Genomic DNA, 26,656 nt, shown 5'->3' on the forward strand with positions numbered 1-26,656 from the left:
AGAATATACTTTGGATATTAATTTGACATTAATAGTTCAAATGTTGGTTTTTGCCGCGTTTGTACTGTTCACTATGAAATTAGTTTGGCCTCCACTAGCAAAAGCACTTGAAGAAAGGCAAGATAAAATTGCTGATGGATTGGCTGCTGCTGAAAGAGGGCGTAAAGAGTTGGAGTTGGCTCAGCATCGTGTAAAAGATGAGTTAAAACAAGCCAAGGCTCACTCTGCTGATATTATTGATAAAGCGAATAAACGAGCATCAGAAATTATTGAAGCAGCAAAAGAGGCCGCAAAACGCGAAGCTCAAATTCAAGCAAAACTCGCGCAAGAACAAATTGCTCAACAAGTAAATCACGCCAAAGAAGAACTGAGAAAACAAGTTGCAAAGCTGGCTATTACCGGGGCAGAGAAAATTTTAATGCGAGAGGTAGATGCAAAAGCGAATAGCGAACTGTTAGATAACCTAATAGAAGAGATTTAAAATGTCTGATAGTACCACTATAGCCAGACCCTATGCAAAAGCGATATTTGAACATGCTTTAGCAGAAAAAAAACTGAGTGAATGGTCAGAATATCTTACATTATTGGCTCAAGTTGTTTTAACTCCTCAAGCTACTCAGTTTATCGCTAATCCTGCATCAACAGATGAACAACAAATTGAACTTCTTATTGAAATATGTGGTTCAACGTTTAAGAAAAATGATGCACTAAATAATTTAATCAAGCTATTAACAACCAATAAAAGATTGATGTTGTTGCCAGAAATTAAAGCTCTTTATGAAGTATATAGAGCAGAGCAAGAAAAAATACTGGAAGTTGATGTAGTCAGCTATTCCGAATTGACTCCTGCGCAACAACAGCGTTTGAGCGAATCCTTAAGTCAAAGATTATCACGTAAGGTTTCTTTAAAAATAAGTATTGATCCCTCCTTGCTTGGCGGAGCGCTAATTCGAGCAGGCGATTTAGTTATCGATGGTTCAGTTCGGGGCAAGCTTAATATGCTTGGCACCAGCTTGGCCGCTTAATTTAGAGGATAGTTTCCATGTCAGAACAAGTAGCGTTAAATCCTTCTGAAATCAGTGAATTAATCAGAAAGAAAATAGATAAATTTAGTGTGGTTTCTGAAGCACGAAATGAAGGTACTATCGTTAGTCTGAAAGACGGTATTGTACGACTGCATGGTCTTGCCGATGTTATGGCAGGTGAAATGATAGAGTTTCCAGGAGGGGTCTATGGATTGGCTCTTAACCTGGAGAGAGATTCTGTTGGTGCTGTAATATTAGGCGACTCATCCACATTAGCTGAAGGGCAAAAAGGTAAATGTACAGGTCGTATTCTGGAAGTCCCAGTTGGAAAAGGTCTTTTGGGACGTGTCGTTGATGCTTTAGGAAATCCTATAGACGGGAAAGGCCCGATAGAGTCATCTGGTATGTCTCCAATAGAAAAAGTGGCTCCTGGTGTAATTACACGTAAATCAGTAGATCAACCTGTTCAGACAGGATTAAAAGCAATCGATGCGATGATCCCGGTTGGAAGAGGTCAGCGAGAACTTATTATTGGTGACCGCCAAACTGGTAAAACTGCCATTGCTATTGATGCGATTATCAACCAAAAAGGTACCGGCGTTAAATGCGTATATGTAGCCATTGGCCAAAAGGCTTCATCCGTTGCATCGATTGTTAGGAAATTGGAAGAGCATGGCGCTCTTGAGCATACTATTGTTGTGGTAGCGGGAGCCTCTGATTCAGCAGCACTCCAATATATAGCACCTTACGCAGGTTGTACCATGGGTGAGTATTTCATGGAGCGTGGGGAAGATGCATTGATTGTTTACGATGATTTAACTAAACAAGCATGGGCATATAGACAGATCTCCTTGTTATTACGTCGGCCACCAGGTCGCGAAGCTTATCCTGGTGATATTTTCTATTTGCATTCTCGCTTGTTGGAAAGAGCGGCAAGAATTAATGCCGATGAAGTAGAAAAATTAACTAATGGGGAAGTGAAAGGTAAAACAGGATCACTGACTGCATTACCGATTATCGAAACACAAGCGGGAGATGTGTCAGCCTTCGTACCAACAAACGTAATCTCTATTACCGATGGGCAAATATTCCTTGATGTTGACTTATTTAACTCAGGTGTTAGACCAGCAATCAATTCCGGACTGTCCGTTTCACGGGTTGGTGGTGCTGCACAAACGAAAATCATGAAAAAGCTTGGTGGTGGTACTCGGCTTGCTCTGGCACAATTCCGTGAGTTAGAAGCATTCTCCCAATTCGCATCTGATCTTGATGATGCAACACGCAAGCAGCTGGAGCGTGGACAACGCATTACAGAGCTGATGAAACAAAAACAATACTCCCCACTTACAGTGGCTGAAATGGGAGTAAGCTTGTTTGTGGTAGAAAAGGGATACTTGGACGATGTACCTGTAAATGAAATCAGCTCGTTTGAAGCTTCCTTGCACGATTACATGCGCAGCACCCATGCCGCTTTATTACATGCAATTAATGAAGCCGGTGCTTATGATAATGAAATCGAAGCCAAACTGAAAAAAGCAGTAGAAGAGTTCAAGAACACAGGCAGTTGGTAAGGTATGGCCTCAAAGAGTTAGCTCTTTGAGGCACAAAGGCCATTATTTGAAAGTAATGGCCTCTAAAACTAATTAAGGCGAATTGAAAGATGGCTGGAGCAAAAGAAATACGTTCAAAAATTTCGAGTATTAATAAAACTCGAAAAATTACTCGAGCTATGGAAATGGTGGCTGCAAGCAAAATGCGCAAAACGCAAGAAAGAATGCGCGCTTCTAAACCTTATGCGAATAAAATCTATGAAGTTATAAAGCATATTGCTCGAGCAGCATCTGAGTACAGACACCCATTTATGAGTGAGCGCGAAATCAAGCGTATAGGTATTATTGTTGTTACCACAGATAGAGGTCTTTGTGGTGGTTTAAACTCGAATCTATTTCGTGAAACAATTCGTACTATTCGTAATTGGCAAGAACATGGCAAGGAAGTTGATATCGCTGTTGTCGGAAGAAAGGGGCAGGCTTTTTTTAGGCGTGTGGGTGGTAACATATTAGGTTCCATAGATCATCTGGGTGATACACCGAGTATCAATGATTTCATTGGTGTTGTAAAAATAATGCTTGATGCTTATTACAATGGCACTATTGATTCTTTGCACATTGTATACAATGAGTTCATTAATACAATGACGCAAAAACCTTTTGTAAAACAATTATTGCCGTTACCAAAATCAGAAGAAGATAAAAAAACATTGGGTCATCATTGGGACTATATTTACGAGCCCGAAGCTAAAGAATTATTAGATGAAATTTTAGAGCGATATATTGAATTACAAGTGTATCAAGCTGTTGTAGAAAACATTGCTTGTGAGCAAGCTGCAAAGATGATAGCAATGAAAAGTGCAACGGATAATGCTGGTGATTTGATTAAAGAATTTCAATTGGCTTATAACAAAGCACGACAAGCAGCCATTACTCAAGAGTTGGCAGAAATTGTCGGTGGCGCAGCCGCTTTATAAAGAGGGTATATAATGAGCTTAGGAACTGTGGTAGAAGTAATTGGTGCGGTAGTTGACGTAGAATTTCCTCGTGATAGCGTGCCTAAAGTCAATGATGCGTTAAAGCTTGTTGATAGTGATCTGGTTTTTGAAGTGCAGCAGCAACTTGGAGACGGAGTTGTGCGTACTATTGCCATGGGAACAACCGATGGTTTAAAGCGAGGATTAAAAGCAGAAAATACAGGCCATCCTATTCAAGTGCCAGTAGGTAAGAAAACCTTAGGACGCATCATGGATGTTCTTGGGCGTCCTGTAGATGATGCTGGGCCTATCGATGCTGAAGAGACTTGGGCTATTCATCGCAAAGCACCAAGTTATGAAGAGCAAGCTGGCAGCCAGGAATTATTAGAAACTGGTATTAAAGTAATTGATTTGCTTTGCCCTTTTGCCAAGGGAGGTAAAGTAGGTCTATTCGGTGGTGCCGGTGTAGGTAAAACCGTTAACATGATGGAATTAATACGAAACATTGCAATTGAGCATAGCGGTTATTCAGTGTTTGCAGGGGTTGGTGAACGTACCCGTGAAGGAAACGACTTCTATCATGAGATGAAAGACTCTAATGTATTGGATAAAGTATCGCTTGTTTATGGTCAGATGAATGAGCCGCCAGGAAACCGTTTACGTGTTGCTCTAACCGGTTTGACCATGGCTGAAAAATTCCGGGATGAAGGGCGAGACGTTCTTTTGTTTATCGATAATATTTATCGTTATACCTTGGCTGGGGTTGAAGTATCTGCGCTGTTAGGCCGTATGCCTTCTGCAGTAGGATATCAACCGACATTAGCAGAGGAAATGGGTATGCTGCAGGAGCGCATTACCTCCACAAAAACAGGTTCTATTACTTCCATACAAGCAGTATATGTACCTGCAGACGACTTGACTGACCCATCACCAGCTACAACCTTTGCACACTTGGATGCCACTGTAGTATTATCTCGTCAAATTGCCGAGTTAGGTATTTATCCTGCGGTTGATCCGCTTGATTCTACATCACGTCAGCTGGATCCACTGATTGTAGGTCAAGAGCATTATGACACCGCACGTCGTGTACAGCAAACCTTGCAACGATATAAAGAATTAAAAGATATTATTGCAATTTTGGGTATGGATGAACTGTCTGAGGAAGACAAACGAGTTGTAACTCGAGCTCGTAAAATCCAAAGATTCTTATCTCAGCCATTTTTCGTTGCGGAAGTGTTTACAGGTTCTCCTGGTAAATACGTATCACTTAAAGATACTATAAAAGGTTTCCAAGGCATTCTTGCTGGTGAATATGATGATTTGCCTGAACAGGCATTTTATATGGTTGGAAGCATCGAGGAAGCTGTTGCAAAAGCTAAAACCTTATGAGGCAAGATAATATGAGTATTACAACGCACTTGGATATTGTTAGTGCAGAGCATGAAATTTTCTCTGGTGTGGTAGAAATGGTAGTTGCAACTGGAGAATTGGGTGAAATTGGAATTACTCCTGGACATGCTCCGTTACTCACTGTGCTAAGGCCGGGTGAAGTTAGAATTACTTTGCAAGGTGGCACACAGGACATATATTATGTGCAGGGTGGAATGCTTGAGGTTCAGCCTCATTGCGTAACAATTCTTGCTGATGTCGCAGAACGAGCCGAGCACTTGGATGAAGCTGCTGCATTGGCAGCTAAAGCGAAAGCTGAAGCCGCTATAGCCAGTAAAGGAGGCGATATTGATTACTCTGTTGCTGCAGCAGAATTGGCCAGAGCTGTCGCTCAAATAAGAGCAATTCAAAAGACCAGGAAAAAAATGAAGTAAGAGTTTCCTTTTTGTGGATACTGCTTTGCTATGAATACCTTATACCTCTCTACAAAACGGGTTTCTTCCCCATAGGAAAAACCCGTGTTTTACTCTCTTAGTAAATAGAATTTTGTCGTCGTATCTTTCTCTTTAATACACCAAGAAAATAGTGTGACAACTCTAATCCTTAGCATTGCTCTATTATTTGAGGGAATTCAAGTTATCTGTATATGGATAGATATGGTATCCAATATACACATTGCCATTATGGTTGAAAGGCAATACAAGAGACAATTGGTAATTTAAAAGTCAAGTGGTAACAACTGAAATTTAAAAATTTGTTTATAGTGGAGAGATCAATTTACGACTTATAAGAAATTCTTGGTAATTAACAACAAGTTATCTTATTTATTCCATATTCATTCACATAGTTATCCACAGGACACAAAGATATAAAATTAAAAGAAATTAGTAAATGTTAATATAAATCAATAATTTAAATTTAATCCATATAGATGAAGCAAAAGGAATATAAAGTTATACACAGATAATGCTATGATTATAATTCTAACAGCATGAATATTCTGTTAAAATTGTTTTGCATTGTCTTATATGATTCACTAGGATGATGGATAGCAATTAATATATGAAGAAAATACCCAATATGAATGAAGTAACTGAAAAAAAACCGCTTACTGAGTTTACAGAAAAAGCTTATCTTGATTATTCAATGTATGTCATTTTGGACAGAGCATTACCAAGCATCGCAGATGGACTTAAGCCTGTTCAGCGCAGAATTGTTTATGCTATGTCTGAGTTGGGTCTGAAAGCAACAGCAAAATATAAAAAATCAGCGCGTACAGTAGGGGATGTTCTTGGTAAATTCCATCCTCATGGTGATAGTGCGTGCTATGAAGCTATGGTTTTAATGGCTCAACCCTTTTCATATCGCTATCCATTTGTTGATGGACAAGGAAATTGGGGATCCCCGGATGATCCCAAATCATTTGCTGCAATGAGGTATACAGAAGCAAGATTATCTCTTTATGCTGATGTGTTACTCGGAGAACTGCTACAAGGAACAGTGGATTGGGTAGATAATTTTGATGGTACTTTGCAAGAGCCCGCTCTTTTACCCGCTCGTTTGCCTAATATTTTATTGAATGGTGCAACAGGTATAGCTGTTGGTATGGCTTCAGATATTCTTCCGCACAATTTGACTGAAGTTGCTGATGCGTGTATTCATCTGCTGGATAACCCCCAAGCCGATATTAAGACTATTTGTGAATATATTAAAGGCCCTGATTTTCCAACAGAAGCAGAAATCATTAGCCCAAGTGAAACAATTAGAGCCATGTACGAGTCCGGTAATGGCTCAATTAAAATGCGAGCAATTTATAATCAAGAAAAACAAAATATTGTCATAACAGCTTTGCCTTATCAAGTATCCGGAGCCAGGGTAATGGAGCAAATCGCGTTGCAGATGCAACAGAAAAAATTACCGATGGTTGAGGATTTACGTGATGAATCAGATCACGAGCATCCAACACGGTTGGTTATTATCCCTCGCTCTAATCGAGTAGATATAGACAGTTTAATGTCGCATTTATTTGCTACCACGGATTTGGAGCGTAGCTATCGAGTTAATTTTAATATGATTGGTCTTGATGGCAAGCCAAGGGTTAAAGGACTGTTAGCAATCTTGACTGAATGGTTGGAGTTTAGGCTTGCCACAGTAAAAAGACGTCTTCAATTCAGATTGGAAAAGGTACTGGAGCGTATTCATATTCTTGAAGGACTGCTTATTGCCTATCTTAATATAGATGAAGTCATTGCAATCATCAGAGAACATGAGCAACCAAAGCAAGGATTAATTTCACGCTTTAATTTAACCGAACGACAAGCTGAAGCAATATTGGAAATGAAACTACGGCATTTAGCCAAATTGGAAGAGATTAAATTGCGTGGTGAACTGGATGAGCTGTCTGATGAACGTGATACTCTACAAAAAACGCTGGCTAGTCATTTTCTCTTAAAAGAACTGGTAAAAGAAGAGATAATGAAAGATCGAGATGAATTTGGTGACCCACGCCGTTCACCCATTATTACAAGGGAAGACTCTCAGGCATTAAAAGAAGAGGATATTTTGCCTAATGAGCCTATTACGGTTGTATTGTCTAAAAATGGATGGGTCAGAGCGGCCAAGGGGCATGATGTCGATGGTAAGGAACTCAGCTATAAAGCTGGAGATGAATTCAAAGCCCAAACGTTAGCTCGTACTAATCAGCAAGTTTTATTTTTTGATGGAGAGGGAAAGGTCTATTCGCTTCCAGGACATGCATTGCCATCGGCACGCGGTCAAGGCGAGCCTTTGACCGGTAAATTAAACCCTGCTGAAGGAGTATTGTTTGAAGCAATTGTTGGCGGAGAGCCTGAGCAAAAGGTGTTATTGGCTACCGATTCCGGGTATGGATTTATCGCTAAAATTGAAGATTTATATGTAAAAAATCGTAATGGAAAGGCATGCATCAAATTAAGTGAAAACAGTCACATATTGTCGCCAAGGCTAATACCAAATCGAGAGAAATTATTTGTTGCTTGTGCGACTAATGTAGGGCGTTTACTGATTTTTTCTCTTGAGGAGTTGCCCGAATTATCTCGAGGAAAGGGGAATAAATTGATCAGTATCCCTGTCGCTAAAGCGGTCTCACGAGAAGAGTATATAGTTGATATGCAAGTTTTAACAACGAATGATTCGCTGACGGTTCATGCCGGTAAGCGGCATTTTACTCTGAAAGGTGAGGATTTGACTCACTATAAGGGTGAAAGGGGCAGGAGAGGAAACCGGTTGCCAAGAGGTTTACAAAATGTTTCTCAATTGCATGTTACTCAATCTGAGTAACATGGCCGTGAGGGACTGTATGTTTCCCGTGAAACACCTTTATGTGATGATTTGAAATCAAACAGAATAATGCACAGAGCTGGCTTATTATTCAATAACTGCAACGTTATTCTTTCTCAAGAGTTTTTCTTAAGGTTTCTTTTCTATCTAATGATAAATCTAACAAAGGCAGGGTAGCTAGCGCCATGCTTTTATATAGTCTCTTGATTTCGCTATTATCTATCGCTTCGAGATGCAAGGAAATGGTTTGCATATCTCCTCTAGTCAAAGGTCCGGTTAAAGCACTTTTTGCACTATCTACCTGATTCAAGTTAAGGATATTGCTGTACATCAGATCACATATCATTTTTCTTGATTGTGCTTGCTGTATTCCCGCTTTTAAAAGTAACTCTTCGCTATATGAAGCTAAAGTCACTAAATAATTAGAAGCAATCGTTGCCGCAGTATGATAAATGACCTTCATTTCAGGTTGAATTGCGATAATGCTGGCTTCCAGCTTCTCAAAAGCAAACCTAAGCCAACGACATGCCTCATAATCTCCCTCTATCACGCAATGGACTTGCTTAAACGCATTGGAATCTAAAGAATTAGTGCGGAATGCTTTCAAAGGATGCACGCTTGCAATATGACAACCCTGTTTTTTCAGAGGAAGAAGTACACTTGAATTAAGAGCCCCGCTGCAGTGGATTACCAAGCTGCCTTTTTTTAATATCTCAATATTGTCCAATATCGATACTACATCCAAAATGGAGTCGTCCCTACAGGTTATCCACGTAATATCTGCTTCAGAAAGATCAGATATTTTACCAACCGCATTGCCAAATCCGATTTCATTGCAGGCTATCCTGGCACTTGCTAAATTTGAGTTACAAATAGAATTTAAAGAGGCAATCTGATGAACAGACATTGCAATGCCTAAATTCTTACCCAGACGCCCAGCGCCAATAATATTGAAATTCATAGTGAAACCAATGTCTGTCTCAGTACATTTTCTTATTATAATGGAAAATAATTTATTGTCTTGCTAAATTATCAGTCTGAATTAAGCGGACATTAGCAGAGTCTGAGGGAATCGTTTGTGATAAGAAGTTGAGTATAAATTGTCATTCTAGATATAAAAAAATAAAATTATGTCGTAATTTGTGTCTTCTGATTGTTTTTTCTCGAATTTGTAGCAGCATGAAGTTTCCACAAAAAATCAGGATGATATTATGAAAAAACGGATTGTTTCATTATTTGTCATTTCAACAGCTATTTCATCTGTAAATGCTGCAAACCAAGCAATCGTATGGGGTGAGTCAACGAAAGCATTACCCCAATTTGTGCAAGTACATCCTTTTAAGAAACAAGGATTATTGCAAACTATGAAAAATCTGCAAAGTGATTATAAACTGGAGTTACAAAATAATTCTAACCAGGCAAACAGGCATGCTCTTTATCAAATAACCTACAAAGAGGTTCCGGTTTGGGGTTATCAAGTCATTTTTTATTCCAAAGATGGCGCCAAAGAAACTTTAACAGGTATGAATATTACCGGAATTGAACAGGATATTAATTCTACTGAGGGAAAATTGAGCCCGAATGATATAGAACAAAAGTTTCTTGGAAAGGTAGCTGAACCGGTTAAATTTAAACATTAAAAAGGTTATTCATATAGATAAGGGAAATAAAGTCATTTGGCTTATCATTTGTCTTGCTATTCCAATAGTGAAAAAAAACACTTCAATTCTCAAAGCGTTTGCGCTTTGCCTAAAACCAAATTATCAGGTTTGCAAGAGATTTAATAAGGTCTGGCTTGGAACCACTAGAGGATAGGTAGCAAGGGCTCAGCCACATCCGAGTCAAGATTTCTCTAGGTTAAGGAGGTTATTCCTCAAAAACAGAGAGCGAATAAAACTCAATTTATTTTAAAAAAAAATCCCCATTTGTTGCAAAATTGGTTATAATATTTACATTTTGTAGTTTTGATACTATTTATGTATCGTTCAAAATAAGCAAATTTTGATCCAAAAAATAATCTTTATTACCCTATGTCCATGAAATAGGGTTAATTAGTAAATGAACAAGAGGTTAACTTCCAATGAGTATTACAGCCCAGGAGTTGGTAAAACAATACAAGCTTCGTTTGACTTCCGCCATGGAAAACGATTTATTGTCGGAAGAAAGCAGATTAAAAAAGGAGCTTGAAGCGGTTCCTTTTAACTCTGAGGAAACTCTGTATAAAAGTATTTTGCAAATGATTATTGTATTTTATGAAGAAAATACTTTGGAAGAAAATCGTTCTTTATTGCAAGAGCATGAGTTAATAAAGCAATTAAGCGCATTGATGTGGGATGACATCCAAATCAAGTTAATTCCTTTTCTAATTAAGAAAAATTTCACTTTAAGTGAGATTAAAGAGCTCTTATTTGACGAAGCGTATTATCGTTCGCTTCATGTCCTTGTTGATTTTGGTTTAACTCAAGATATCCCTGAATTATTAGCCCATCAGGAAAAGAGAGAGCAACTAAAATTCATTAATACTTTAGCAAATGATCATTGCAGAAAACTATGTCTTATATTTTGGGTCAAGGGGAGTTTATCGATCAAAGAAATACAAGACATTGTTAATGCTACCAGCCATTACCCAATGCTGGCCGAAACATTGATAGCATTAGATAAAACCAAAACCATTTCTATAAAACAGCTAAAAAAACTGGCTCTGGATCCCAAAAAACATCAACAGGAATCTATTTTATATCATTACTCTGAACAATTTAAAACCTACAATTTGCGTAAATCCGATTTATCCCAATTAAATTTGGATGATCTGGATGCTTTAGGGAAATCTTTTAAAGTTTTGAAAGAAGCGGGAATTGCCAATGATTATGCTTATCGTTTGGTACTAAAAAATAACAAAACAGGGCAATTGCTTCGCTTGTTTTTGCCAGGGCTCGCTAAAATCGAATCGCTCTCTCATAGAAAAGCTTTAATTGAACTTTTATATACAGGAGCTCAAAAAGGGGTTGTTACTCAGGGAAAGGCGCTTTTACAAATTAAAGACAGCAATTTATTAGTTTTGGCACGAGCGTTGCGCGAACGATTTATTTGTGTCCAGCAGATGCAAGATTTAGGATTTAAGAAAGAGATCATTGCATTTACAGGCGAAGAAAACAATATCAACTCCAGCCGTTTCAGGCATGTCATTATGCGGGTAGAAGAAAAATGCAAGGATATACATGAAAGATTACGAAAATCATCTCTTGATAAAGATAAAGTTGGAAATTGGCAGCGTGCTGATGAAAAATACCGGCAAACGCTCTACAGCATTGCCTATGATGGCATAACAAAATCAGGTGTTGATCTGCACATTAAAATGAAAAGTGCGGAAAAGGAAATATTGAGTATTGTTGATCCTGAAATAAAGTCAATAATACATAAAGTTTTAGTCGTTATAGCTAATATTATTATTACGACACTGACCTTGGGTTTTGCTAACGATTTAAAAGAAAGTGCCACTGGCAATTATTGGTTTTTTAACCAAAGTCCATCTGGAGAAGTCATAAGAGCCTTAAATAAAGAGGTATTAACTACTATTGATTCTCCGGAGTTAATTACAATTTCGCCCTAATCATAAGGCTTTTGTCAACAAACCCTTATCGCTTTGGGCAATATAAGACAACCCTGAATGTTTAATTAAACTAATTATTTCATGATTGTCATCATGATAAATAAACAAGCAAATTTTTTTTTATAACTCATTATGTGTGCCAGATGTCTAGTTTGTTTCTAGTCAAGTGTTATTTTGTATGAAAATTATACTTGAACTTCTTGACTATTTCTGATTAATATGGGGCATAGGATGGATTGATCTGATTTAAAGGATTTGATATATGGGTTTGCCCAAAAAAGCACTGAAAGAGAGCCAACTGCAGTTTTTAACAGCGGGGACTGCGGTTTCGGATAGCTCTCATCAAACATACAAGGTCAGTTTTATTGAAAATGGCGTTATTAAAAATGCCTTTTATAAAAAACTGGATCCTAAAAATCATTATCCGGAACTTTTAGCGAAAATAAGTGTCGCTGTCTCTTTATTTAAAAGAATTTTTCAGGGAAGAAGATCGGCAGAAGAACGTCTTGTATTTGATGATGAAGAGAGGCTGGTAGGTACTTTATCTATCAGTGTTGACGGATTTAAAGGGTTTAATTTCCATAAAGAGTCAGTGCCTCAGGAGTCTTCCGCCAAAGAACAGGTGATTCCCAGCACAAGAACCTTAATTGAAAAAAGTTTCATGGAAATCCTTCTGGGAAGGTGGTTTCTTGATGATGATGATGGTCACCCGCATAATCTGAGTTTGGCCGGGGACATTGATTTTGATATGTTTTTTTATTGGTTTACCATCTACATGAAAGAGCCCAGGCCAGGTGTAGGTATACCTAAAACAAGGGTTAATTTGACCGTGCGCGATTGGGAAGGATTTCCTAATGTCAAAAACTCAAAGCCTTTTCATTGGCCAACATATAAAAATCCGGGGCAGGAAACTTTGCCAACGGTTTTGCCTGTTCAAGATAAGCTGGTTAATTTAATTCTTGAAAAGACGTACCCGGATCCTGGTCAATTTGAGCAACTCGCTCATGAGCCAGTGGCTCAGGAGCAAAAATTTGCTGCCGCGTTGAAAATATTGTTAACTTATCAGCCGGAGATGATAAGAAAACGTTTGACCGAGCTTTTTGGTGAGATGACGCTAAACTACACTTCTCTGGATGAAACGGATGTCGCCCTGCGCAGTCAGTACGAGAAAACATTTCCTCATTTATGCAATGAAAGCACCAATATAAAACCATTCGTCGATTTCATAATGAATTTATATCAAATGCATTATGATAATTTGTATCGAGTAGTGGTTTTTTATATGGGGTGTGAAAATAATGGGTACGGAGTTCCTTTGCCTGCAACGAATTCAGCGCTCTATCACAAACCCTCTTTCTATAAAGACATAGTCGAATGGGCAAGGACTCAAAATATTACGATTTTTAGCAAGGACGACAGCAGCATCAAATTTGATGAAGATGAGTTGCGAAGAAGATATCATCAGGTGTGGCGAGATGCTTATGCACCTACATTCAGAGATCTGTTGCATGACTCCTATAGCCTGACTAATAAACTATTGCAGCAAGTGTCTACATTTCACGTTGTTCTGGATGAAGTAGAAGGCAAAAAGCCAACTGATGACACTTTAACCAATGCCTGGGAGTTGTTTGGCACCATGCCTGAGTTATCACTCGAGAAAATTACCCCATTAATTAGTGTAGATAAAGACAGCAAACTAAGAACAGCATTAATATTGCTTGTTGAATTTACAACTCAATTTCATGCAGTAGCTAAGGCTTATTATCAGAAAGACCGAAAGGATTTAACGGAGGAGGACAATCTTGAATTCTCCGAGCAATTGGTACAGTTGTATACGAATTATAACCTGAAAATTCGTCAAAGTTTGGCACATACAAGCACTCTTGCCGGTGAATTTAATCGCATAGCCGTTGGGTTAAAGCAATACACAGAGCGGGCCAATTTCCAATTGCATTTAACGACAACAGATGAGCAGATGAAGGAAGCAACTGTAGCCACAACTCCTAAAGAAATATTGCCGCATACGCATGAAGATGTCATTAGGCAGTTTAATGATTCTTTATTCCTTTGGGCTAAGAACTTAAGACCTGAAGACTTATCCCATCATATCTCTGAAATAATTGATAAATATTATGCCCCAACTATAGAACTATTATCAAAGCGTCATAGAGCACAACCTGTTAAAGAATATTTACAAGCTAGCGTAAATGAAAGTGGTGAAAACAGATTGGCTTATATTTTAAGCGCAGGGGAGGGTGATACAGGTGCTTTAAATACTTTGCTTATTCAACACCTCACGCCTTATATGCTACAAACTTATCCTTTGTTGAGCATTCGTAATGCAGTTAAAGAAGGTAGTTTTGATAAGGATTTGGAAATTTTTACCAAAGCAGCTGTAGATTTCGCCAAACATGACAGGCGTTTTATTCATTTATACAATGTGGAGGGTAAGTCTCTATTTTTCAAAACAATGTATGAGTGGATTGATGAGCTCCCTGCGACTAAGTTTAAGGGGTTGCTTGAGTCTGCATTAAAAGATTACGAAGGTAAATTATGGTGGTCCACTTCAAGGAGATCGGAGGTGGAAGGTTATTGTACAAAATTCTCGCAAGCAAAAACTATTGCTATGACCTTTTTAAACGGGAAAGACTCCTCCTCTCTGAATGATGTTTTATTTGATAAAATCATTGCGGCTATACAAAAAGACATAAACAAAAACAAAGAAAAATTAAAGATACCAGGATTCAGGCTAATTAATTGCTACAATACCAAAGAACACAGGGCTGATTATTTTAAAGAGGTCAAAAATTACGCAGAACCTATATCTCATAGGCAAGAAACTACTTTGAATTCAAATATTACGAGCTTGGTGGTTTAAATTTTCTCTGGCATGGAGATTTACTCGTCTTATTGTGACAATACAATAAGCTTTAGGTTATTATTCTCTTTTTTCAGTTTTGAGTAAAAAGTATGTTTCGTGATGTACTGAAGACACTACCCCAATACCTTATTCCGAAACACGGTATCACTGCTTTAGCAGGGTATTTTGCTGACGTTAGGAACCCTCGTCTCAAGAATTTCCTAATTCGAAACTTTATTCGTAAGTTTGATGTCGATATGAGTGAGGCACTTATTGAAGATCCTAAGTCTTACGACTGTTTTAATGATTTCTTTATTCGTCATTTAAAGCCGGAATGCCGTCCTCTTTCTCAGTCAGATGTGATTTGTCCAGTAGATGGTTGTATCAGCGAAATAGGCAAGATTGAACGAGGACAGTTATTGCAGGCTAAAGGCAAATATTATTCTGTACAAGAGCTTTTGGCCTGTGATGGGCAATTGGCCGAACAATTTGTGCAGGGACAATTTGTAACGCTATACTTATCGCCAAAAGATTACCACAGGGTTCATATGCCAATAGATGCAGAGCTCGTTTCAATGACTTATATTCCAGGTGCTTTGTTTTCCGTTCAACCAGCAACTACACGCGTTATTCCTAAATTGTTCGCACGAAATGAAAGGCTTGCCATTTTTTTTAAAACGAAAATTGGCCCAATGGTGATGGTGATGGTTGGAGCTACTATTGTAGGTGCAATTGGAACCAGTTGGCATGGTGATGTCAAAAGAGCAAAAACATTAGAGCGTTTTGATTATAGTGAACAGTCTCCAGTAAAGATTTTATCTCAGGGAAGTGAAATGGGGTACTTTAAACTGGGATCTACGGTCGTTCTATTGTTTGCAAATGGAGAAAAAATGCAGTGGGGTAAAGATTTACTTGCTGGTAGCAAGATTCAGTTGGGTAAACCAATGGCAATGATTACTTAATTGATGGTACCGAGAAGAGGACTCGAACCTCCACGGGGTTGCCCCCACTAGCACCTGAAGCTAGCGTGTCTACCAATTCCACCACCTCGGCATAGGGCCTTAAGTTACGCAAATTATAGTGTTCTGTCAATATACTATTGCGCGAAATCAAAAAAGTATAAATTACTCGACATTTATTGCTGCGAATAGGGGAACCCGGCTTTTAATATTCTTTCTCGTACTCCCTGCCATTCACTCGTATTGGGTGGTAGCTCGATAGCGATACAAATGGCATCGGATGTATCAGCTAATCTTAGTTGATAATACAAATCATAGGCCGATTTTTCAGGATGCATTCCCAATGGATGAAAGAGATTAGTCTCGACACCAGGGGGTTGTCTATTCGCTATGACATAAACAGTCCCTTTGCGTTTTTGACAAAATTCGGAAAGAGTTTCATATTGATCAAAATAATATAAAGTTTTTTGTGGTTGATAATGGCTATCCAATTTACCAGGGACACGAATATCATTTTTTTGAGTCGAGCAACCTATGGCAATCGTTTCAGCAATAGTTTTTTCATCTATTATCCCATGGCGTAAAATTTGATAAGAATCAGGATTGGTAGCATCTACAATGGTTGATTCAATTCCCACACGACAGCGTCCTCCGTCTAATATAGTTAATTCGACATCATTAAATGATTGTTTAACGTGCAAAGCGGTGGTCGGACTAATTTTTCCAAAAGGATTGGCAGAGGGTGCCACCACAGGAATATTTAATTTTTGTAACAATTTTTGTGTCAAGGGGTGATCCGGGCACCTTATCGCTACAGTAGATTGACCACCGGTAATGAGCGGATTGATTTGATCTTTTTTACAATGGAATACCAGGGTCAATGGTCCAGGCCAAAACTTGCCAGCTAATTGATGCGCATACTCAGGTACCTCTTCCACGAGGTCATGCAGATCCCAATTGGAAGCAATATGAACAATCAGAGGATGATTTAAAGGCCTGCTTTTCATTTCAAACACAGCTCTGATGGCAGCATTATTGTTTATTGGTGCTGCCAATCCGTAAACCGTTTCAGTTGGTATAGCTACTGGTTTTCCTTGCTGCAAATCATGAATTGCCCGATTGAGATTGGTAGTAATTATGGACATATAAGGGGCTCGATAAAAAATAGTTATGTTTCAGGGTCTTTCTATCTGTTTTTAAGCTCAATTTAAATAAGAATAAGCTTCCATAAATAAACTGGAGGGAATCAGGCAGGATCAATAACCTGATTTTACCTCAACCCTATACTGTAAATTCTATTGCGATAAACTAATAAATATTAGTCTTTCTAAAAAATTAAAACTTAAATTCCAGCAATTTCTACATCGGTTTATTATAGAACATATGGTTCATATTGTGGAGTCCACATCGTTCTTTTTATAGAATCATCGATTTCATTATCGTTCATTGGTTCTATATGGCCTTCTTTTATACCTTGTAAAATTACTGCTCTCGCTATATGTTGACTGACTTTTCTAATGGAATTTAATTCTGGGAGTAAACGTCCTTCTCCGGTTTTAATTGCAGGTGCTAATTCACTTAATGCAACTGCTGCTGCCATCATCATTAAATCAGTCACTCTTTTGGCTTGTCCTGCAACTACTCCAAGACCAACTCCCGGGAAAATGTAAGAATTATTGCATTGAGCTATCTCAATTTTATGACCATTAATTGCAACTGCCTCAAAGGGACTGCCCGTTGCAATTAAAGCTTTACCAGCTGTCCAATTTAACAGATCTTGCGGGATTGCTTCTGCTCGAGACGTAGGATTTGATAAAGGAAAAATTATGGGGCGTTCACAATAGCTTAGCATGGTCTTGATCATTGCTTCGTTGAATTGGTTAGGTTGGCCAGACACACCCAGGAGTATAGTCGGTTGGGCATTGTTAATAACGTCTGTTAAGGTGATTTCTCCTTGTTTTTCTAATTTCCAATTTTGGAGACGAGTAGAAGAGCGGACAAATCCTTTTTGAAATGGCAATAGATCTGTCATCTCATCATGTAAAAGTCCATACCTGTCAACTAAATAAAAACGTGATCTGGCTTCTTCTTCAGAAAGCCCCTGGTTCATCATAGCATGCACCAGCTGCTCACTGATCCCACAACCCGCTGATCCTGCGCCTAATAAAGCAACTCGATGTTCTTTTAAAGGAGTATTAGTAACACGAGTTGCCGCTAGTATGGCGGCTACAGCAACGGAAGCAGTTCCTTGAATATCATCATTAAAAGTACAAAGTTGATTTTTATATCGCTCCAATAAAGGATAGGCATGTTGTTGTGCAAAATCTTCGAATTGTAATAGCACATGAGGCATATGGCGTTTTATACTTTGCACAAATTGATCAACAAAATCATCATACTCTTTACCTGAAATCCGAGTGTGCCTCCACCCAATATATTCCGGATCGTCCAGACGCTCCTTATTATTGGTTCCTACATCCAGAATAATAGGTAAAGTGTTAGACGGATGTATACCACCGCAACTGGTGTAAAGAGACAATTTGCCTATAGGAATTCCCAATCCACCTGCTCCTTGATCTCCCAACCCCAAGATCCGTTCGCCATCCGTGACAACAATCACTTTGATTGAACGAGTCGACGCAATGTTTTGTATGATGCTGTCCAGTTTGTCTCTCTCGGAATAACTTAGAAATACTCCTCTTGGTTGCCGATAAATGTGGGAAAACATTTCACAGGCTTGGCCAACAACTGGTGTGTATATAATGGGCAAAATATCAACCAGATTATCGATTATAAGACGATAAAAAAGTACTTCATTCCGGTCTTGCAAGGCACGTAAGTAAATGTGTTTCTCCAAGGGGTCTTCTTTGGCACTATAAGCGTCAAGGCAGCGAATTACTTGTTGTTCAAGGGTTTCCACTGCTGTTGGTATTAAACCATGCAAGGCAAATTCATCTCTTTCCTGTAGGCTAAATGCGGTGCCTTTATTTAGTATGGGGTCTCTTAGTAAGTCCATTCCCCTTTTTGTTAATTTGATTGCCATTAGAACACTCCTTGTGAATATTTGTAGCCAAGAAATTTAAATCAGGATTTCTAAATAACTTCAATTCAACTCATTGATTTTAAGATGGAAGTTATTTACAAATTTTATAAATGCTAATTTATTGTTGTATTGTAATTCTCACATAGTTTCTAGTTTAGTCGATTTTTGTGATTTTGTGCTAATAGCGTATTTTGCCTTTTATTTTATGCCGGCATAAAATGATTAAAATTGGGCTATTAGGATAATTGGTTTTGTTACTCAAATGCATAGAAAAAATAATTGATGGGTATTTCGCTGTAATTCCCAGGCAAACACCTGAGTCCGAAAATATCAATAGTGCGTTAGTAATTGCTCATAGAGGAGCTCATAATAATGTAAGGGGGATAATAGAAAACACCCTGGAAGCATTTCAGATCGCAAAAGAGGCCGGATGTTGGGGAATTGAACTGGATGTACACCTCACTAAGGACAAGGTCTTCGTTGTTAATCATGATCCTACCTTAAATCGATTATGGAACAAGGACATTGCTATTGCTGAACTGAATTTTAGTGAGTTACGGGCATTGGAGTGCAGAATCCCGTCGCTCTCTGAAGTAGTGAGTCAGTATGGGAATTACATGCATTTATTTATTGAATTAAAAACAGCTATTGAGGAAGAAGAGATATTAGTGCGAACCCTGCAACATTTAACGCCATGTAAAGATTTTCATTTATTGACTTTGCAGGAAACTACCCTCAAAAAATTGTGTTCTTTTCCTAGACAATCTTTATTGCTTGTTGCAGTGCATAATAACGTTAAGAAATTTTGTGAATTAAGCATCAAGGAGGGGTATGGAGGCGTACTGGGTAATTATTTATTATTGACTAATAGGGCATTACAATATTTACAAGATGCCAATCAACATTTTGGCGTGGGATTTGTTGATTCCAAAAACAGTCTGTATAGAGAATTAAATAGAGGGGTTAAATGGCTCTTTACTAATCAGGCAATAAACATTAATCAGTATTTAAATGACTTAAAAAATAGAATGTAATCATTTTGACAATACTCCTGCCTGTTTTTGACAATTCAATAATCATCACATAGTCTTAAATTAACAGTTCGATTTTATCATCTAGCAAGGATTAGCACCTTAAAGATAACAGGTTTAAGGTCGGGACATTTTAGTGAGTGACGGCAGGGGGTAGAATGACTCTAAAAATTACTTTTTTAGGTTCCGGATCATCCTTTGTTATTGGGCCAGAAAATTATCAATCCAATGTGCTTTTAGAGCTAGAAAAAGATACTTTATTAATTGATGCAGGAACAGATATCAAATACTCATTACGAGATCAAGGATTGAGTTATAAAGATATAAAAAATATTTATATTAGCCACTTGCATTATGATCATTGTGGCGGATTGGAATGGTTCGCTCTAATAACCTATTTTGATCCTAATCTCTCGCAGAAACCTTGTTTAATCGCTTCAGATAAAATTATTAACGAATTATGGGATAAAAGCTTATCCGGCGGGTTAAGCACTTTACCTCATGAGAGAGCAAATCTTAGCGCTTTTTTTGATGTTAAGGCGGTAAAACAATATGAAGGTTTTGTTTGGCAATCAATAAAGTTTAAATTGGTACAAACAGTCCATTACTATAGCGAATATGAATTGATGCCCAGTTTTGGTTTGATATTTAGCTATAATAAATCACGCATCCTTTTTACATCAGACACACAAAGTTGTCCGGTACAGTTAGTCTCCTTCTATGAAGAATCAGATATTATCTTTCATGATTGTGAAACTACAGAATCTAAAAGCGGGGTGCACGCGCACTACTCAGAGCTCGTTAAACTTCCCTCTCATTTAAAGAAAAAAATGTGGCTATATCATTATAATCCAGGGAAATTGCCTAATGCTAAAAAGGATGGTTTCTTAGGTTTTGTTGCCAAGGGGCAAAGCTTTGTGTTTTGATGTAATTCACACACATGCTCCCGGATAATCCAGGGAGCATACTGCGAGACAGCCAGGAAGAAAACAATTTCTATTCAACTGAGAGAAAGTTGTCTTCTCACTACTGATTGGTGAACTGGTTAACAGTACGAGTTATTCGATTGACCAATTCGTCAATTTCATCTTCACTGATAATAAGTGGAGGTAATAATCTTACTACTGTTTCAGCTGTAATATTGAACAAGACTTGGTTTTCCAAGCCCAGGACGCGCATTTCATTTGCAGGCCTGTCCAACTCTATTCCTATCATATAACCTTTACCACGTATAGCTTTTACATGGGGATGCTCTCCCAGGTTGCTAATTAATTTATCCATTAACAAAGCACTATTTTTAGTGACGCGTTCACATAGCTTATCTCGTTCAATGACTTCCAGAACAGTCAAAGCCGTTGCACAAGCTAAAGGGTTGCCACCAAAAGTCGAGCCATGATTTCCAGGTTTAAATAAATCTTTAGCTCGCTTGTTCATTAAACAAGCCCCAATTGGCATACCGTTTCCAAGTCCTTTTGCCGTAGTAAGAATGTCAGGTTGTATGTTGTAATGCATACAAGAATAAAGCTTACCTGTTCTGCCATTTCCTGTTTGTATTTCATCCAAAATTAACATCCAGTCATTCTGCTCGCAAAGGTTAGCCAATGCACGCAGATAACCTTCCTCTGCGGGGTAAATTCCCCCCTCGCCCTGAATCGGTTCTACCATAACTGCAACCACATCCTCTCTGTTGGCTGCAATAGTATGAATGGCATCAAGATCATTGAAGGGAGCACGAATAAACCCAGGGACCAAGGGTTCAAAACCAGCTTGAACTTTACGACTGCCTGATGCAGTTAAGGTGGCCATAGTGCGACCATGAAATGCTTTTTCCATTACAATAATAGAAGGCGTTTCAATTCCTTTTTTATGACCAAACAGACGAGTAAGTTTGATGGCAGCCTCATTAGCTTCTGCTCCAGAATTAGCAAAAAAAACCTGCTCCATTCGTGCCATCGAAGTGAGTTTGGCGGCCAATAATTCTTGTTCTTTAATATGAAAGACATTAGAAGTATGTATTAGCCTGGCCGCCTGCTCCTGTATGGTACGGGTGACATCAGGGTGCGCATGACCTAATCCACAAACTGCTATCCCGCTTAAGCCATCGAGGTATTTTTTCCCCTGCTCATCATACAACCACACGCCTTCTCCGTGCGTGAAGGTTACAGGCATTGGGCTGTAACTTGTAATTAAACTCATGATGTCTCCATAAACATAAAATTATCCGGTAAGGATTGCAACAAATCCAGCTTGTTATTTTATTTCAGATTACTGCTCGCAAAATCCCAATTAACTAATGACCAAAAGGCTTCAATATAATCCGGGCGCCTATTTCTATAATCGATGTAATAGGCGTGCTCCCATACGTCACAAGTTAATAAGGCATTTAATCCTTCAGTCATTGGTGTTCCAGCATTGCTAGTGCTGATAATTTTTAAAGCCCCCGACTGATCTTGGACTAGCCATGCCCATCCGGAACCGAATGTTGTAGCAGCTGTTTGTGAAAATTGTTCTTTGAATGCTGCAAAAGAGCCAAAGCTTTTATTAATGGCTTCTGCCAGCCTGCCTTTTGGCTCACCTCCACCATTAGGGCTCATGCTGTGCCAATAAAAAGTGTGATTCCAAACCTGAGCTGCATTGTTAAAAATACCGCCTTTAGCTTTCATGATGATCTCTTCCAGAGTCATGGATTCAAATTCTGTTCCGGGAATTAATTTATTTAAGTTGGTAACGTAAGTGTTATGGTGTTTACCATAATGGTATTCCAAGGTTTCTTTGGAAACATGAGGGGCCAATGCATCCAATGCATAAGGTAATTGCGGTAGGGTAAAAGTCATATCAATCTCCAGGATTAAAAGTCTTTAGTTTATCAGGATAAGTGTGATATTCAATGTGCCATTACTGAGCGATTCAATATTTTTATAGTCTTGGCCATGGATACATTTCTACTGGTATAATAATCTTTTACAAAATAGTGGATTTTAATTCTCGTCAAGGTGGGGATTTTTGGCACATTTAGTACTAAATTGGTATTTTATTGATCGTTGAGGTAGGGTAAAATATCACTATAAGAAAAAAAGATTGATAGGATTATCACAATAGAATCATTAGTTGCGACCTTGTTTGGTTTTCGACATAATTGGGTTTTTTATTTTATAAAAGGTGCATAGTGGATACTTTAGAAAAAATTAAAAAGCAAATTGCTGAAAATGCGATAATGCTGTACATGAAAGGCACTCCAAAGATGCCGCAATGCGGGTTTTCCGCTCGTGCCGTTCAGTGTATTGAGGCTTGTGGAGTAGACTTTGCTTATGTCGATATCCTTGCTAATCCTGATATTCGTCAAGTTTTACCCCAATTTTCTGACTGGCCTACCTTTCCTCAACTTTATGTGAAAGGGGAATTAATTGGAGGATCTGACATCATAGCCGAAATGTTTCAGCAAGGAGAGTTAGAGCCTATGTTGCGTGATGCAGTAGCGGCATAATTTTAATAACAATTGTGGGATTTACTCACCCACTGCTAATGGAGATAATAGAATGAGTGTCTTAGTTGGGCGTAAAGCACCTGATTTTACTGTGGCTGCAGTAATGGGCAATGGGGAAATTGTTGATAAATTCAATTTACACGAACATTTAAAAGGCAAATACGGATTAGTTTTCTTTTATCCCCTGGATTTTACTTTTGTATGTCCTTCCGAGTTAATTGCTCTTGATCATCGTATCGAAGAGTTCAAAAGACGTAATGTTGAAGTGGTTGCCGTATCTATTGATTCACATTTTACCCATAATGCGTATAGGAATACGCCTGTGAAAAATGGTGGAATAGGGCCAGTGAGATTTACTTTGGCAGCTGATATGACTCATAGTATTTGCCAATCCTATGGTGTAGAACATCCAGTTGCTGGTGTGGCTTTCCGAGGCGCTTTTGTTATCGATACCAATGGTATGGTTCGTTCGCAAATCGTCAATGACTTGCCGATAGGAAGAAATATTGATGAGATTATTCGTATCATAGATGCAGTCCAATTCTTTGAAGAAAATGGTGAAGTGTGTCCTGCTGGCTGGCAAAAAGGACAAGCTGGTATGAAAGCGTCTCCTAAAGGTGTTGCAGAATACCTGTCTGAGCATTCCGAGTCTTTGTAATATAAGACAAGGAAATGGGGTCTTTTTGTTGTTGTGTTTTATTGAGAAGCATAACACAAGAAAATTTCTATCAAACTCCTGGATTACAGTTTTAGGTAATCCAGGCTATTTATGTTTTTCTAATATCAGATGTTTAGCATTCGCCACTTGTTTATCATAAGGCAAAACAAATCAGCTGTTTTTTCGGCATCATAAATGGCAGAGTGCGCTTCCTGGCTGTCGAAATGTAATCCAGCGGCTTGCACTGCTTTGGCCAATACGGTTTCTCCAAAAATCAAACCCGCTAATGTTGCTGTATCAAAGCAAGTGAAGGCATGGAATGGTGATTTTATCCCGGTTCTTTTGATTGCCGCTTTGATGAATAACAAATCAAACCAGGCATTGTGTCCTACTAAAACAGCTCTTTGGCAACGAGTTTTTTTTAGCAAGTCATTGATGGGTTTGAATAAGCGTTCAAGGGCAATTTGTTCATCTACTGCAAAACGAAGAGGCTGGTACGGGTCTATTTGGTTGAACGCCAGTGATTTTTGATCCAGTTCTGCACCAGGGAAAGGTAAAATATGTTCAAAATAACTACTTTCCTTTTTTAACAAGCCTTGCTCATCCATATCCAATAAAACAATACACATTTCCAGGAGAGCATTTTTTTGAGGATCTATTCCCGCAGTTTCTACATCAACAACAACAGGTAAAAAGCCACGAAAGCGATTTTTAATGGTGCTACTTAGAATATTATTGCGAGAAACCATTAATACTCCAGTTTATAGTGTCTCCAGCAGCAATAGGTACAACCTGAGTTGATCCAAATGGGATTGAATTAGGGATAGTTTGAGGTGATTTAATGAGTTCCAATTGCTGTTGATTAATAGGGAGTTGGTAAAACTCTGCACCAAATCGACTAAGAAAATCATTAAGTTTTTTTAATTGGTTAAGTTCATCAAAGATCTGCGTGTAGAGCGCTACCGCAAATGGAGCTGAATAAATACCGGCGCATCCACATGCATTTTCTTTGGCATTGATGGCATGAGGGGCACTGTCAGTGCCGGCAAAAAATTTTGGATTTCCACTCGTTGCTGCAAGTTGTAAGGCCTTTTGGTCTTTTTCGTGTTTTAAAATAGGCAAACAATAATAATGAGGTCTGATGCCCCCTGCGAGTAGCTTATTGCGATTATAAAGTAAATGGTGAGGGGTTATTGTTGCTGTAAGGTTAGCAGGTCCTTCTGAAACATAATCCACCGCAGCTTTGGTTGATATGTGCTCCAGAACGATTCTTAATTTGGGGAAATGTCTGGCAATGGGTTTCAGGTATTCATCAATAAACAGTGCTTCGCGTTCGAAAATATCACTATGAGTGACTTCGCCATGAATTTGCAAAACTAAATTACTCGTTTGCAATGTTTCAAAAAGGGGGTAGAGTGCTTTCAAAGATTTAGCACCCTCTTCAGAATTTGTCGTCGCTCCAGCCGGATAAAGTTTTGCTCCAACTATATAAGAAAGAGAGGCGGCTTGCTGTAATTCTTCTGGTATAACGGACTCATTTAAATAAAAAGTCATATAAGGAATAAAAGAGTTTTGTTTGGGAATGGCCGAAATGATTCTGTTTCTATAACTCTCAATTGCGGCTAAATTAGTTAGCGCTGGTTTGAGATTGGGCATCACTAACGCTCTGGCAAAATGTTGGGCAGACGCCTGGACGGTATGAGTTAGAAACTCTCCATCCCGGAGATGGAGATGCCAATCGTCAGGGCGATTAATTATCAGAGTTTGCATAATAAAGGTTCCTGCATTATTGCCGATAAAAGAGAATAACATGAATTAGGCAATTGGGATGAGCAAAAAATGATTTCAGATCATTTTATATGCAAGACAGCAAAAATTATTGCGATGAGTTCTTTATCCATTACTACTGTCGTCTTTGCTGCTCCCTCTATCCAATATGCAAGCCCTATGGGAGAAGAAAATTGGCGTATGACAGGCAATCCTCTTCGATGTGGTTTGTCATTGACGATTCCAAATTATGGTATTGGCTACTTTGAGCAATACGCCACCCAATCTCCTCACTTCATTCTGCGTAAATGGGATCAAGTTCAACGGGCCTTACCTGCTCAAATTGTAGCAAGTCCCCCAGTATGGAAACCATTATTAACCAAATCTTATTTGGTAACCCGAACTTATATTAAACCCGGGGAGTATGGACTATTTTTAAATCGGCAGCCCGCTTTAAAATTATTGAGGTTTTTATCGCAAGGGTATCAGGCAAGCTTTAGCTATTTATCAGAGGAAGGATTTCACACTACGGTTACACTCTCACCTGTTCGGTTTCAAAAAGTGTACTCGCAATATCAACGTTGTCTTGGTGGCCTGTTGCCCTTCAACTATGAGGATGTAAAAGAAAGCGTGTTTCATTTTGGGGTGGATAGTAAGTTATTGTCTGATGCTGATAAAGCGCAATTACGACGGATTGCCCAATATGTGGATGCAGATGTACAAATTGATGTCATTAAGATTATTGGTCATGCTGATGATAGCGGCCGTAAAGGTTACAATAATGCCATTTCACAATATCGAGCAGAGTCTGTGAAAAATTATTTGATTAGCCTTGGAGTACCTCAAAGAAAACTATCAATAACATGGGTAGGAGCTCTGCAACCGATAGCCAGGAATGATACTGACGAGGGGAGAGCTGCTAACAGACGCGTTGTTGTGACATTGATAAAAAAATAAATTTTATGATTAAAAAAAGTATCTTTTC

At 38.6% G+C, this 26,656-nt stretch carries 23 protein-coding genes and 1 tRNA gene; 16 read left to right on the top strand and 8 right to left on the bottom strand.

The window, feature by feature from the left end:
- Window positions 1-10: 10 nt before the first annotated feature.
- The 7 genes from OQI99_RS12070 to parC all read left to right on the top strand — a co-directional run bounded on the left by OQI99_RS12070 (window position 11) and on the right by parC (window position 8,259).
- Window positions 11-481, top strand: coding sequence for a F0F1 ATP synthase subunit B (locus tag OQI99_RS12070; protein WP_010948670.1), 471 nt, complete (start codon window positions 11-13; stop codon window positions 479-481).
- Window position 482: 1 nt separating this feature from the next.
- Window positions 483-1,025 (top strand): F0F1 ATP synthase subunit delta, encoded by a 543-nt coding sequence (locus OQI99_RS12075; protein ID WP_265732097.1) that lies wholly within the window; start codon window positions 483-485, stop codon window positions 1,023-1,025.
- Between the two features lie 17 nt (window positions 1,026-1,042).
- Entirely contained in the window at window positions 1,043-2,596 is a 1,554-nt protein-coding gene (gene atpA, locus OQI99_RS12080; RefSeq protein ID WP_265732098.1) for a F0F1 ATP synthase subunit alpha, read from the top strand.
- Between the two features lie 89 nt (window positions 2,597-2,685).
- The gene (gene atpG, locus OQI99_RS12085) at window positions 2,686-3,552 is read left to right on the top strand and encodes a F0F1 ATP synthase subunit gamma (protein ID WP_061514012.1); all 867 of its coding nucleotides are present in this window, start codon (window positions 2,686-2,688) and stop codon (window positions 3,550-3,552) included.
- A 12-nt stretch (window positions 3,553-3,564) separates the two neighbouring features.
- A complete protein-coding gene (gene atpD / locus OQI99_RS12090) occupies window positions 3,565-4,941 on the top strand; it encodes a F0F1 ATP synthase subunit beta (RefSeq protein ID WP_010948666.1) in 1,377 nt (458 codons plus the stop codon).
- 11 nt (window positions 4,942-4,952) lie between these two features.
- Entirely contained in the window at window positions 4,953-5,375 is a 423-nt protein-coding gene (locus tag OQI99_RS12095) for a F0F1 ATP synthase subunit epsilon (RefSeq protein WP_010948665.1), read from the top strand.
- A 628-nt stretch (window positions 5,376-6,003) separates the two neighbouring features.
- Window positions 6,004-8,259, top strand: a complete 2,256-nt coding sequence (gene parC, locus OQI99_RS12100; RefSeq protein ID WP_265732099.1) for a DNA topoisomerase IV subunit A — start codon at window positions 6,004-6,006, stop codon at window positions 8,257-8,259.
- A 106-nt stretch (window positions 8,260-8,365) separates the two neighbouring features.
- Here the strand turns inward: parC and OQI99_RS12105 are convergent, their stop codons facing one another.
- On the bottom strand, window positions 8,366-9,220 hold the full coding sequence (locus tag OQI99_RS12105) for a Rossmann-like and DUF2520 domain-containing protein (protein WP_265732100.1): 855 nt from the start codon (window positions 9,218-9,220) through the stop codon (window positions 8,366-8,368).
- 250 nt (window positions 9,221-9,470) lie between these two features.
- Between OQI99_RS12105 and OQI99_RS12110 the strand changes: the two genes are divergently transcribed.
- The 4 genes from OQI99_RS12110 (at window position 9,471) to asd (ending at window position 15,691) form a co-directional block, all read left to right on the top strand.
- Window positions 9,471-9,899 (top strand): hypothetical protein, encoded by a 429-nt coding sequence (locus tag OQI99_RS12110; protein ID WP_265732101.1) that lies wholly within the window; start codon window positions 9,471-9,473, stop codon window positions 9,897-9,899.
- A 440-nt stretch (window positions 9,900-10,339) separates the two neighbouring features.
- The gene (locus tag OQI99_RS12115; RefSeq protein ID WP_265732102.1) at window positions 10,340-11,869 is read left to right on the top strand and encodes a hypothetical protein; all 1,530 of its coding nucleotides are present in this window, start codon (window positions 10,340-10,342) and stop codon (window positions 11,867-11,869) included.
- A gap of 262 nt (window positions 11,870-12,131) precedes the next feature.
- The gene (locus OQI99_RS12120) at window positions 12,132-14,747 is read left to right on the top strand and encodes a lpg2975 family Dot/Icm T4SS effector (protein ID WP_061514016.1); all 2,616 of its coding nucleotides are present in this window, start codon (window positions 12,132-12,134) and stop codon (window positions 14,745-14,747) included.
- 92 nt (window positions 14,748-14,839) lie between these two features.
- Complete coding sequence (gene asd / locus OQI99_RS12125) at window positions 14,840-15,691, top strand: archaetidylserine decarboxylase (protein ID WP_061514017.1); 852 nt, start codon at window positions 14,840-14,842, stop codon at window positions 15,689-15,691.
- Between the two features lie 4 nt (window positions 15,692-15,695).
- On the opposite strand, the gene OQI99_RS12130 is transcribed toward asd, so the two are convergent.
- The 3 genes from OQI99_RS12130 to OQI99_RS12140 form a co-directional block, all read right to left on the bottom strand.
- Window positions 15,696-15,782: transfer RNA gene (locus tag OQI99_RS12130), tRNA-Leu, on the bottom strand.
- 82 nt (window positions 15,783-15,864) lie between these two features.
- Window positions 15,865-16,833, bottom strand: a complete 969-nt coding sequence (locus OQI99_RS12135) for an L-threonylcarbamoyladenylate synthase (protein ID WP_061514018.1) — start codon at window positions 16,831-16,833, stop codon at window positions 15,865-15,867.
- Between the two features lie 227 nt (window positions 16,834-17,060).
- Window positions 17,061-18,731, bottom strand: coding sequence for an NAD-dependent malic enzyme (locus tag OQI99_RS12140; RefSeq protein ID WP_061514019.1), 1,671 nt, complete (start codon window positions 18,729-18,731; stop codon window positions 17,061-17,063).
- A 251-nt stretch (window positions 18,732-18,982) separates the two neighbouring features.
- On the opposite strand from OQI99_RS12140, the gene OQI99_RS12145 reads away from it, so the two are divergent.
- Window positions 18,983-19,765: a glycerophosphodiester phosphodiesterase gene (locus tag OQI99_RS12145; protein ID WP_265732103.1), complete on the top strand. Its 783-nt coding sequence runs from the start codon at window positions 18,983-18,985 to the stop codon at window positions 19,763-19,765.
- Window positions 19,766-19,920: 155 nt separating this feature from the next.
- Window positions 19,921-20,688 carry an MBL fold metallo-hydrolase gene (locus tag OQI99_RS12150; RefSeq protein ID WP_265732104.1) on the top strand — a complete coding sequence of 256 codons (768 nt, stop codon included), beginning with the start codon at window positions 19,921-19,923 and terminating at the stop codon, window positions 20,686-20,688.
- Window positions 20,689-20,788: 100 nt separating this feature from the next.
- On the opposite strand, the gene OQI99_RS12155 is transcribed toward OQI99_RS12150, so the two are convergent.
- Together OQI99_RS12155 and sodB are read right to left on the bottom strand one after the other, a co-directional pair.
- Window positions 20,789-21,958: an aspartate aminotransferase family protein gene (locus OQI99_RS12155; RefSeq protein WP_265732105.1), complete on the bottom strand. Its 1,170-nt coding sequence runs from the start codon at window positions 21,956-21,958 to the stop codon at window positions 20,789-20,791.
- 59 nt (window positions 21,959-22,017) lie between these two features.
- The gene (gene sodB / locus OQI99_RS12160) at window positions 22,018-22,596 is read right to left on the bottom strand and encodes a superoxide dismutase [Fe] (RefSeq protein ID WP_011947867.1); all 579 of its coding nucleotides are present in this window, start codon (window positions 22,594-22,596) and stop codon (window positions 22,018-22,020) included.
- A gap of 332 nt (window positions 22,597-22,928) precedes the next feature.
- Here sodB and grxD point away from each other — a divergent pair, with 332 nt between their 5' ends.
- Both grxD and OQI99_RS12170 read left to right on the top strand, forming a co-directional pair.
- Window positions 22,929-23,246 (top strand): Grx4 family monothiol glutaredoxin, encoded by a 318-nt coding sequence (gene grxD / locus OQI99_RS12165; RefSeq protein ID WP_011947866.1) that lies wholly within the window; start codon window positions 22,929-22,931, stop codon window positions 23,244-23,246.
- Window positions 23,247-23,298: 52 nt separating this feature from the next.
- Window positions 23,299-23,904 carry a peroxiredoxin gene (locus tag OQI99_RS12170; protein WP_014844997.1) on the top strand — a complete coding sequence of 202 codons (606 nt, stop codon included), beginning with the start codon at window positions 23,299-23,301 and terminating at the stop codon, window positions 23,902-23,904.
- A 125-nt stretch (window positions 23,905-24,029) separates the two neighbouring features.
- Here the strand turns inward: OQI99_RS12170 and rnt are convergent, their stop codons facing one another.
- Both rnt and pyrC read right to left on the bottom strand, forming a co-directional pair.
- Entirely contained in the window at window positions 24,030-24,653 is a 624-nt protein-coding gene (gene rnt / locus OQI99_RS12175; protein WP_265732106.1) for a ribonuclease T, read from the bottom strand.
- On the bottom strand, window positions 24,637-25,674 hold the full coding sequence (gene pyrC, locus OQI99_RS12180; RefSeq protein WP_061514025.1) for a dihydroorotase: 1,038 nt from the start codon (window positions 25,672-25,674) through the stop codon (window positions 24,637-24,639). Before pyrC ends, rnt begins: the two co-directional genes overlap by 17 nt.
- 69 nt (window positions 25,675-25,743) lie before the next feature.
- On the opposite strand from pyrC, the gene OQI99_RS12185 reads away from it, so the two are divergent.
- Window positions 25,744-26,628: a flagellar protein MotY gene (locus OQI99_RS12185; RefSeq protein ID WP_265732107.1), complete on the top strand. Its 885-nt coding sequence runs from the start codon at window positions 25,744-25,746 to the stop codon at window positions 26,626-26,628.
- Window positions 26,629-26,656: the final 28 nt, after the last annotated feature.

Source organism: Legionella sp. PATHC039 (genome assembly GCF_026191275.1).
Classification (GTDB): domain Bacteria; phylum Pseudomonadota; class Gammaproteobacteria; order Legionellales; family Legionellaceae; genus Legionella; species Legionella pneumophila.

Excerpts from the sequence above, each read along its gene's own strand:
- OQI99_RS12135 (WP_061514018.1), bottom strand. The coding sequence starts at position 16,833 with ATGTCCATAATTACTACCAATCTCAATCGGGCAATTCATGATTTGCAG.
- atpD (WP_010948666.1), top strand. The coding sequence starts at position 3,565 with ATGAGCTTAGGAACTGTGGTAGAAGTAATTGGTGCGGTAGTTGACGTA.
- OQI99_RS12115 (WP_265732102.1), top strand. The coding sequence starts at position 10,340 with ATGAGTATTACAGCCCAGGAGTTGGTAAAACAATACAAGCTTCGTTTG.
- OQI99_RS12110 (WP_265732101.1), top strand. The coding sequence starts at position 9,471 with ATGAAAAAACGGATTGTTTCATTATTTGTCATTTCAACAGCTATTTCA.
- OQI99_RS12155 (WP_265732105.1), bottom strand. The coding sequence starts at position 21,958 with ATGAGTTTAATTACAAGTTACAGCCCAATGCCTGTAACCTTCACGCAC.
- pyrC (WP_061514025.1), bottom strand. The coding sequence starts at position 25,674 with ATGCAAACTCTGATAATTAATCGCCCTGACGATTGGCATCTCCATCTC.
- parC (WP_265732099.1), top strand. The coding sequence starts at position 6,004 with ATGAAGAAAATACCCAATATGAATGAAGTAACTGAAAAAAAACCGCTT.
- OQI99_RS12185 (WP_265732107.1), top strand. The coding sequence starts at position 25,744 with ATGATTTCAGATCATTTTATATGCAAGACAGCAAAAATTATTGCGATG.
- OQI99_RS12095 (WP_010948665.1), top strand. The coding sequence starts at position 4,953 with ATGAGTATTACAACGCACTTGGATATTGTTAGTGCAGAGCATGAAATT.
- OQI99_RS12105 (WP_265732100.1), bottom strand. The coding sequence starts at position 9,220 with ATGAATTTCAATATTATTGGCGCTGGGCGTCTGGGTAAGAATTTAGGC.
- OQI99_RS12075 (WP_265732097.1), top strand. The coding sequence starts at position 483 with ATGTCTGATAGTACCACTATAGCCAGACCCTATGCAAAAGCGATATTT.
- atpA (WP_265732098.1), top strand. The coding sequence starts at position 1,043 with ATGTCAGAACAAGTAGCGTTAAATCCTTCTGAAATCAGTGAATTAATC.
- OQI99_RS12120 (WP_061514016.1), top strand. The coding sequence starts at position 12,132 with ATGGGTTTGCCCAAAAAAGCACTGAAAGAGAGCCAACTGCAGTTTTTA.
- OQI99_RS12140 (WP_061514019.1), bottom strand. The coding sequence starts at position 18,731 with ATGGCAATCAAATTAACAAAAAGGGGAATGGACTTACTAAGAGACCCC.
- OQI99_RS12170 (WP_014844997.1), top strand. The coding sequence starts at position 23,299 with ATGAGTGTCTTAGTTGGGCGTAAAGCACCTGATTTTACTGTGGCTGCA.
- OQI99_RS12150 (WP_265732104.1), top strand. The coding sequence starts at position 19,921 with ATGACTCTAAAAATTACTTTTTTAGGTTCCGGATCATCCTTTGTTATT.
- atpG (WP_061514012.1), top strand. The coding sequence starts at position 2,686 with ATGGCTGGAGCAAAAGAAATACGTTCAAAAATTTCGAGTATTAATAAA.
- asd (WP_061514017.1), top strand. The coding sequence starts at position 14,840 with ATGTTTCGTGATGTACTGAAGACACTACCCCAATACCTTATTCCGAAA.
- sodB (WP_011947867.1), bottom strand. The coding sequence starts at position 22,596 with ATGACTTTTACCCTACCGCAATTACCTTATGCATTGGATGCATTGGCC.
- rnt (WP_265732106.1), bottom strand. The coding sequence starts at position 24,653 with ATGGTTTCTCGCAATAATATTCTAAGTAGCACCATTAAAAATCGCTTT.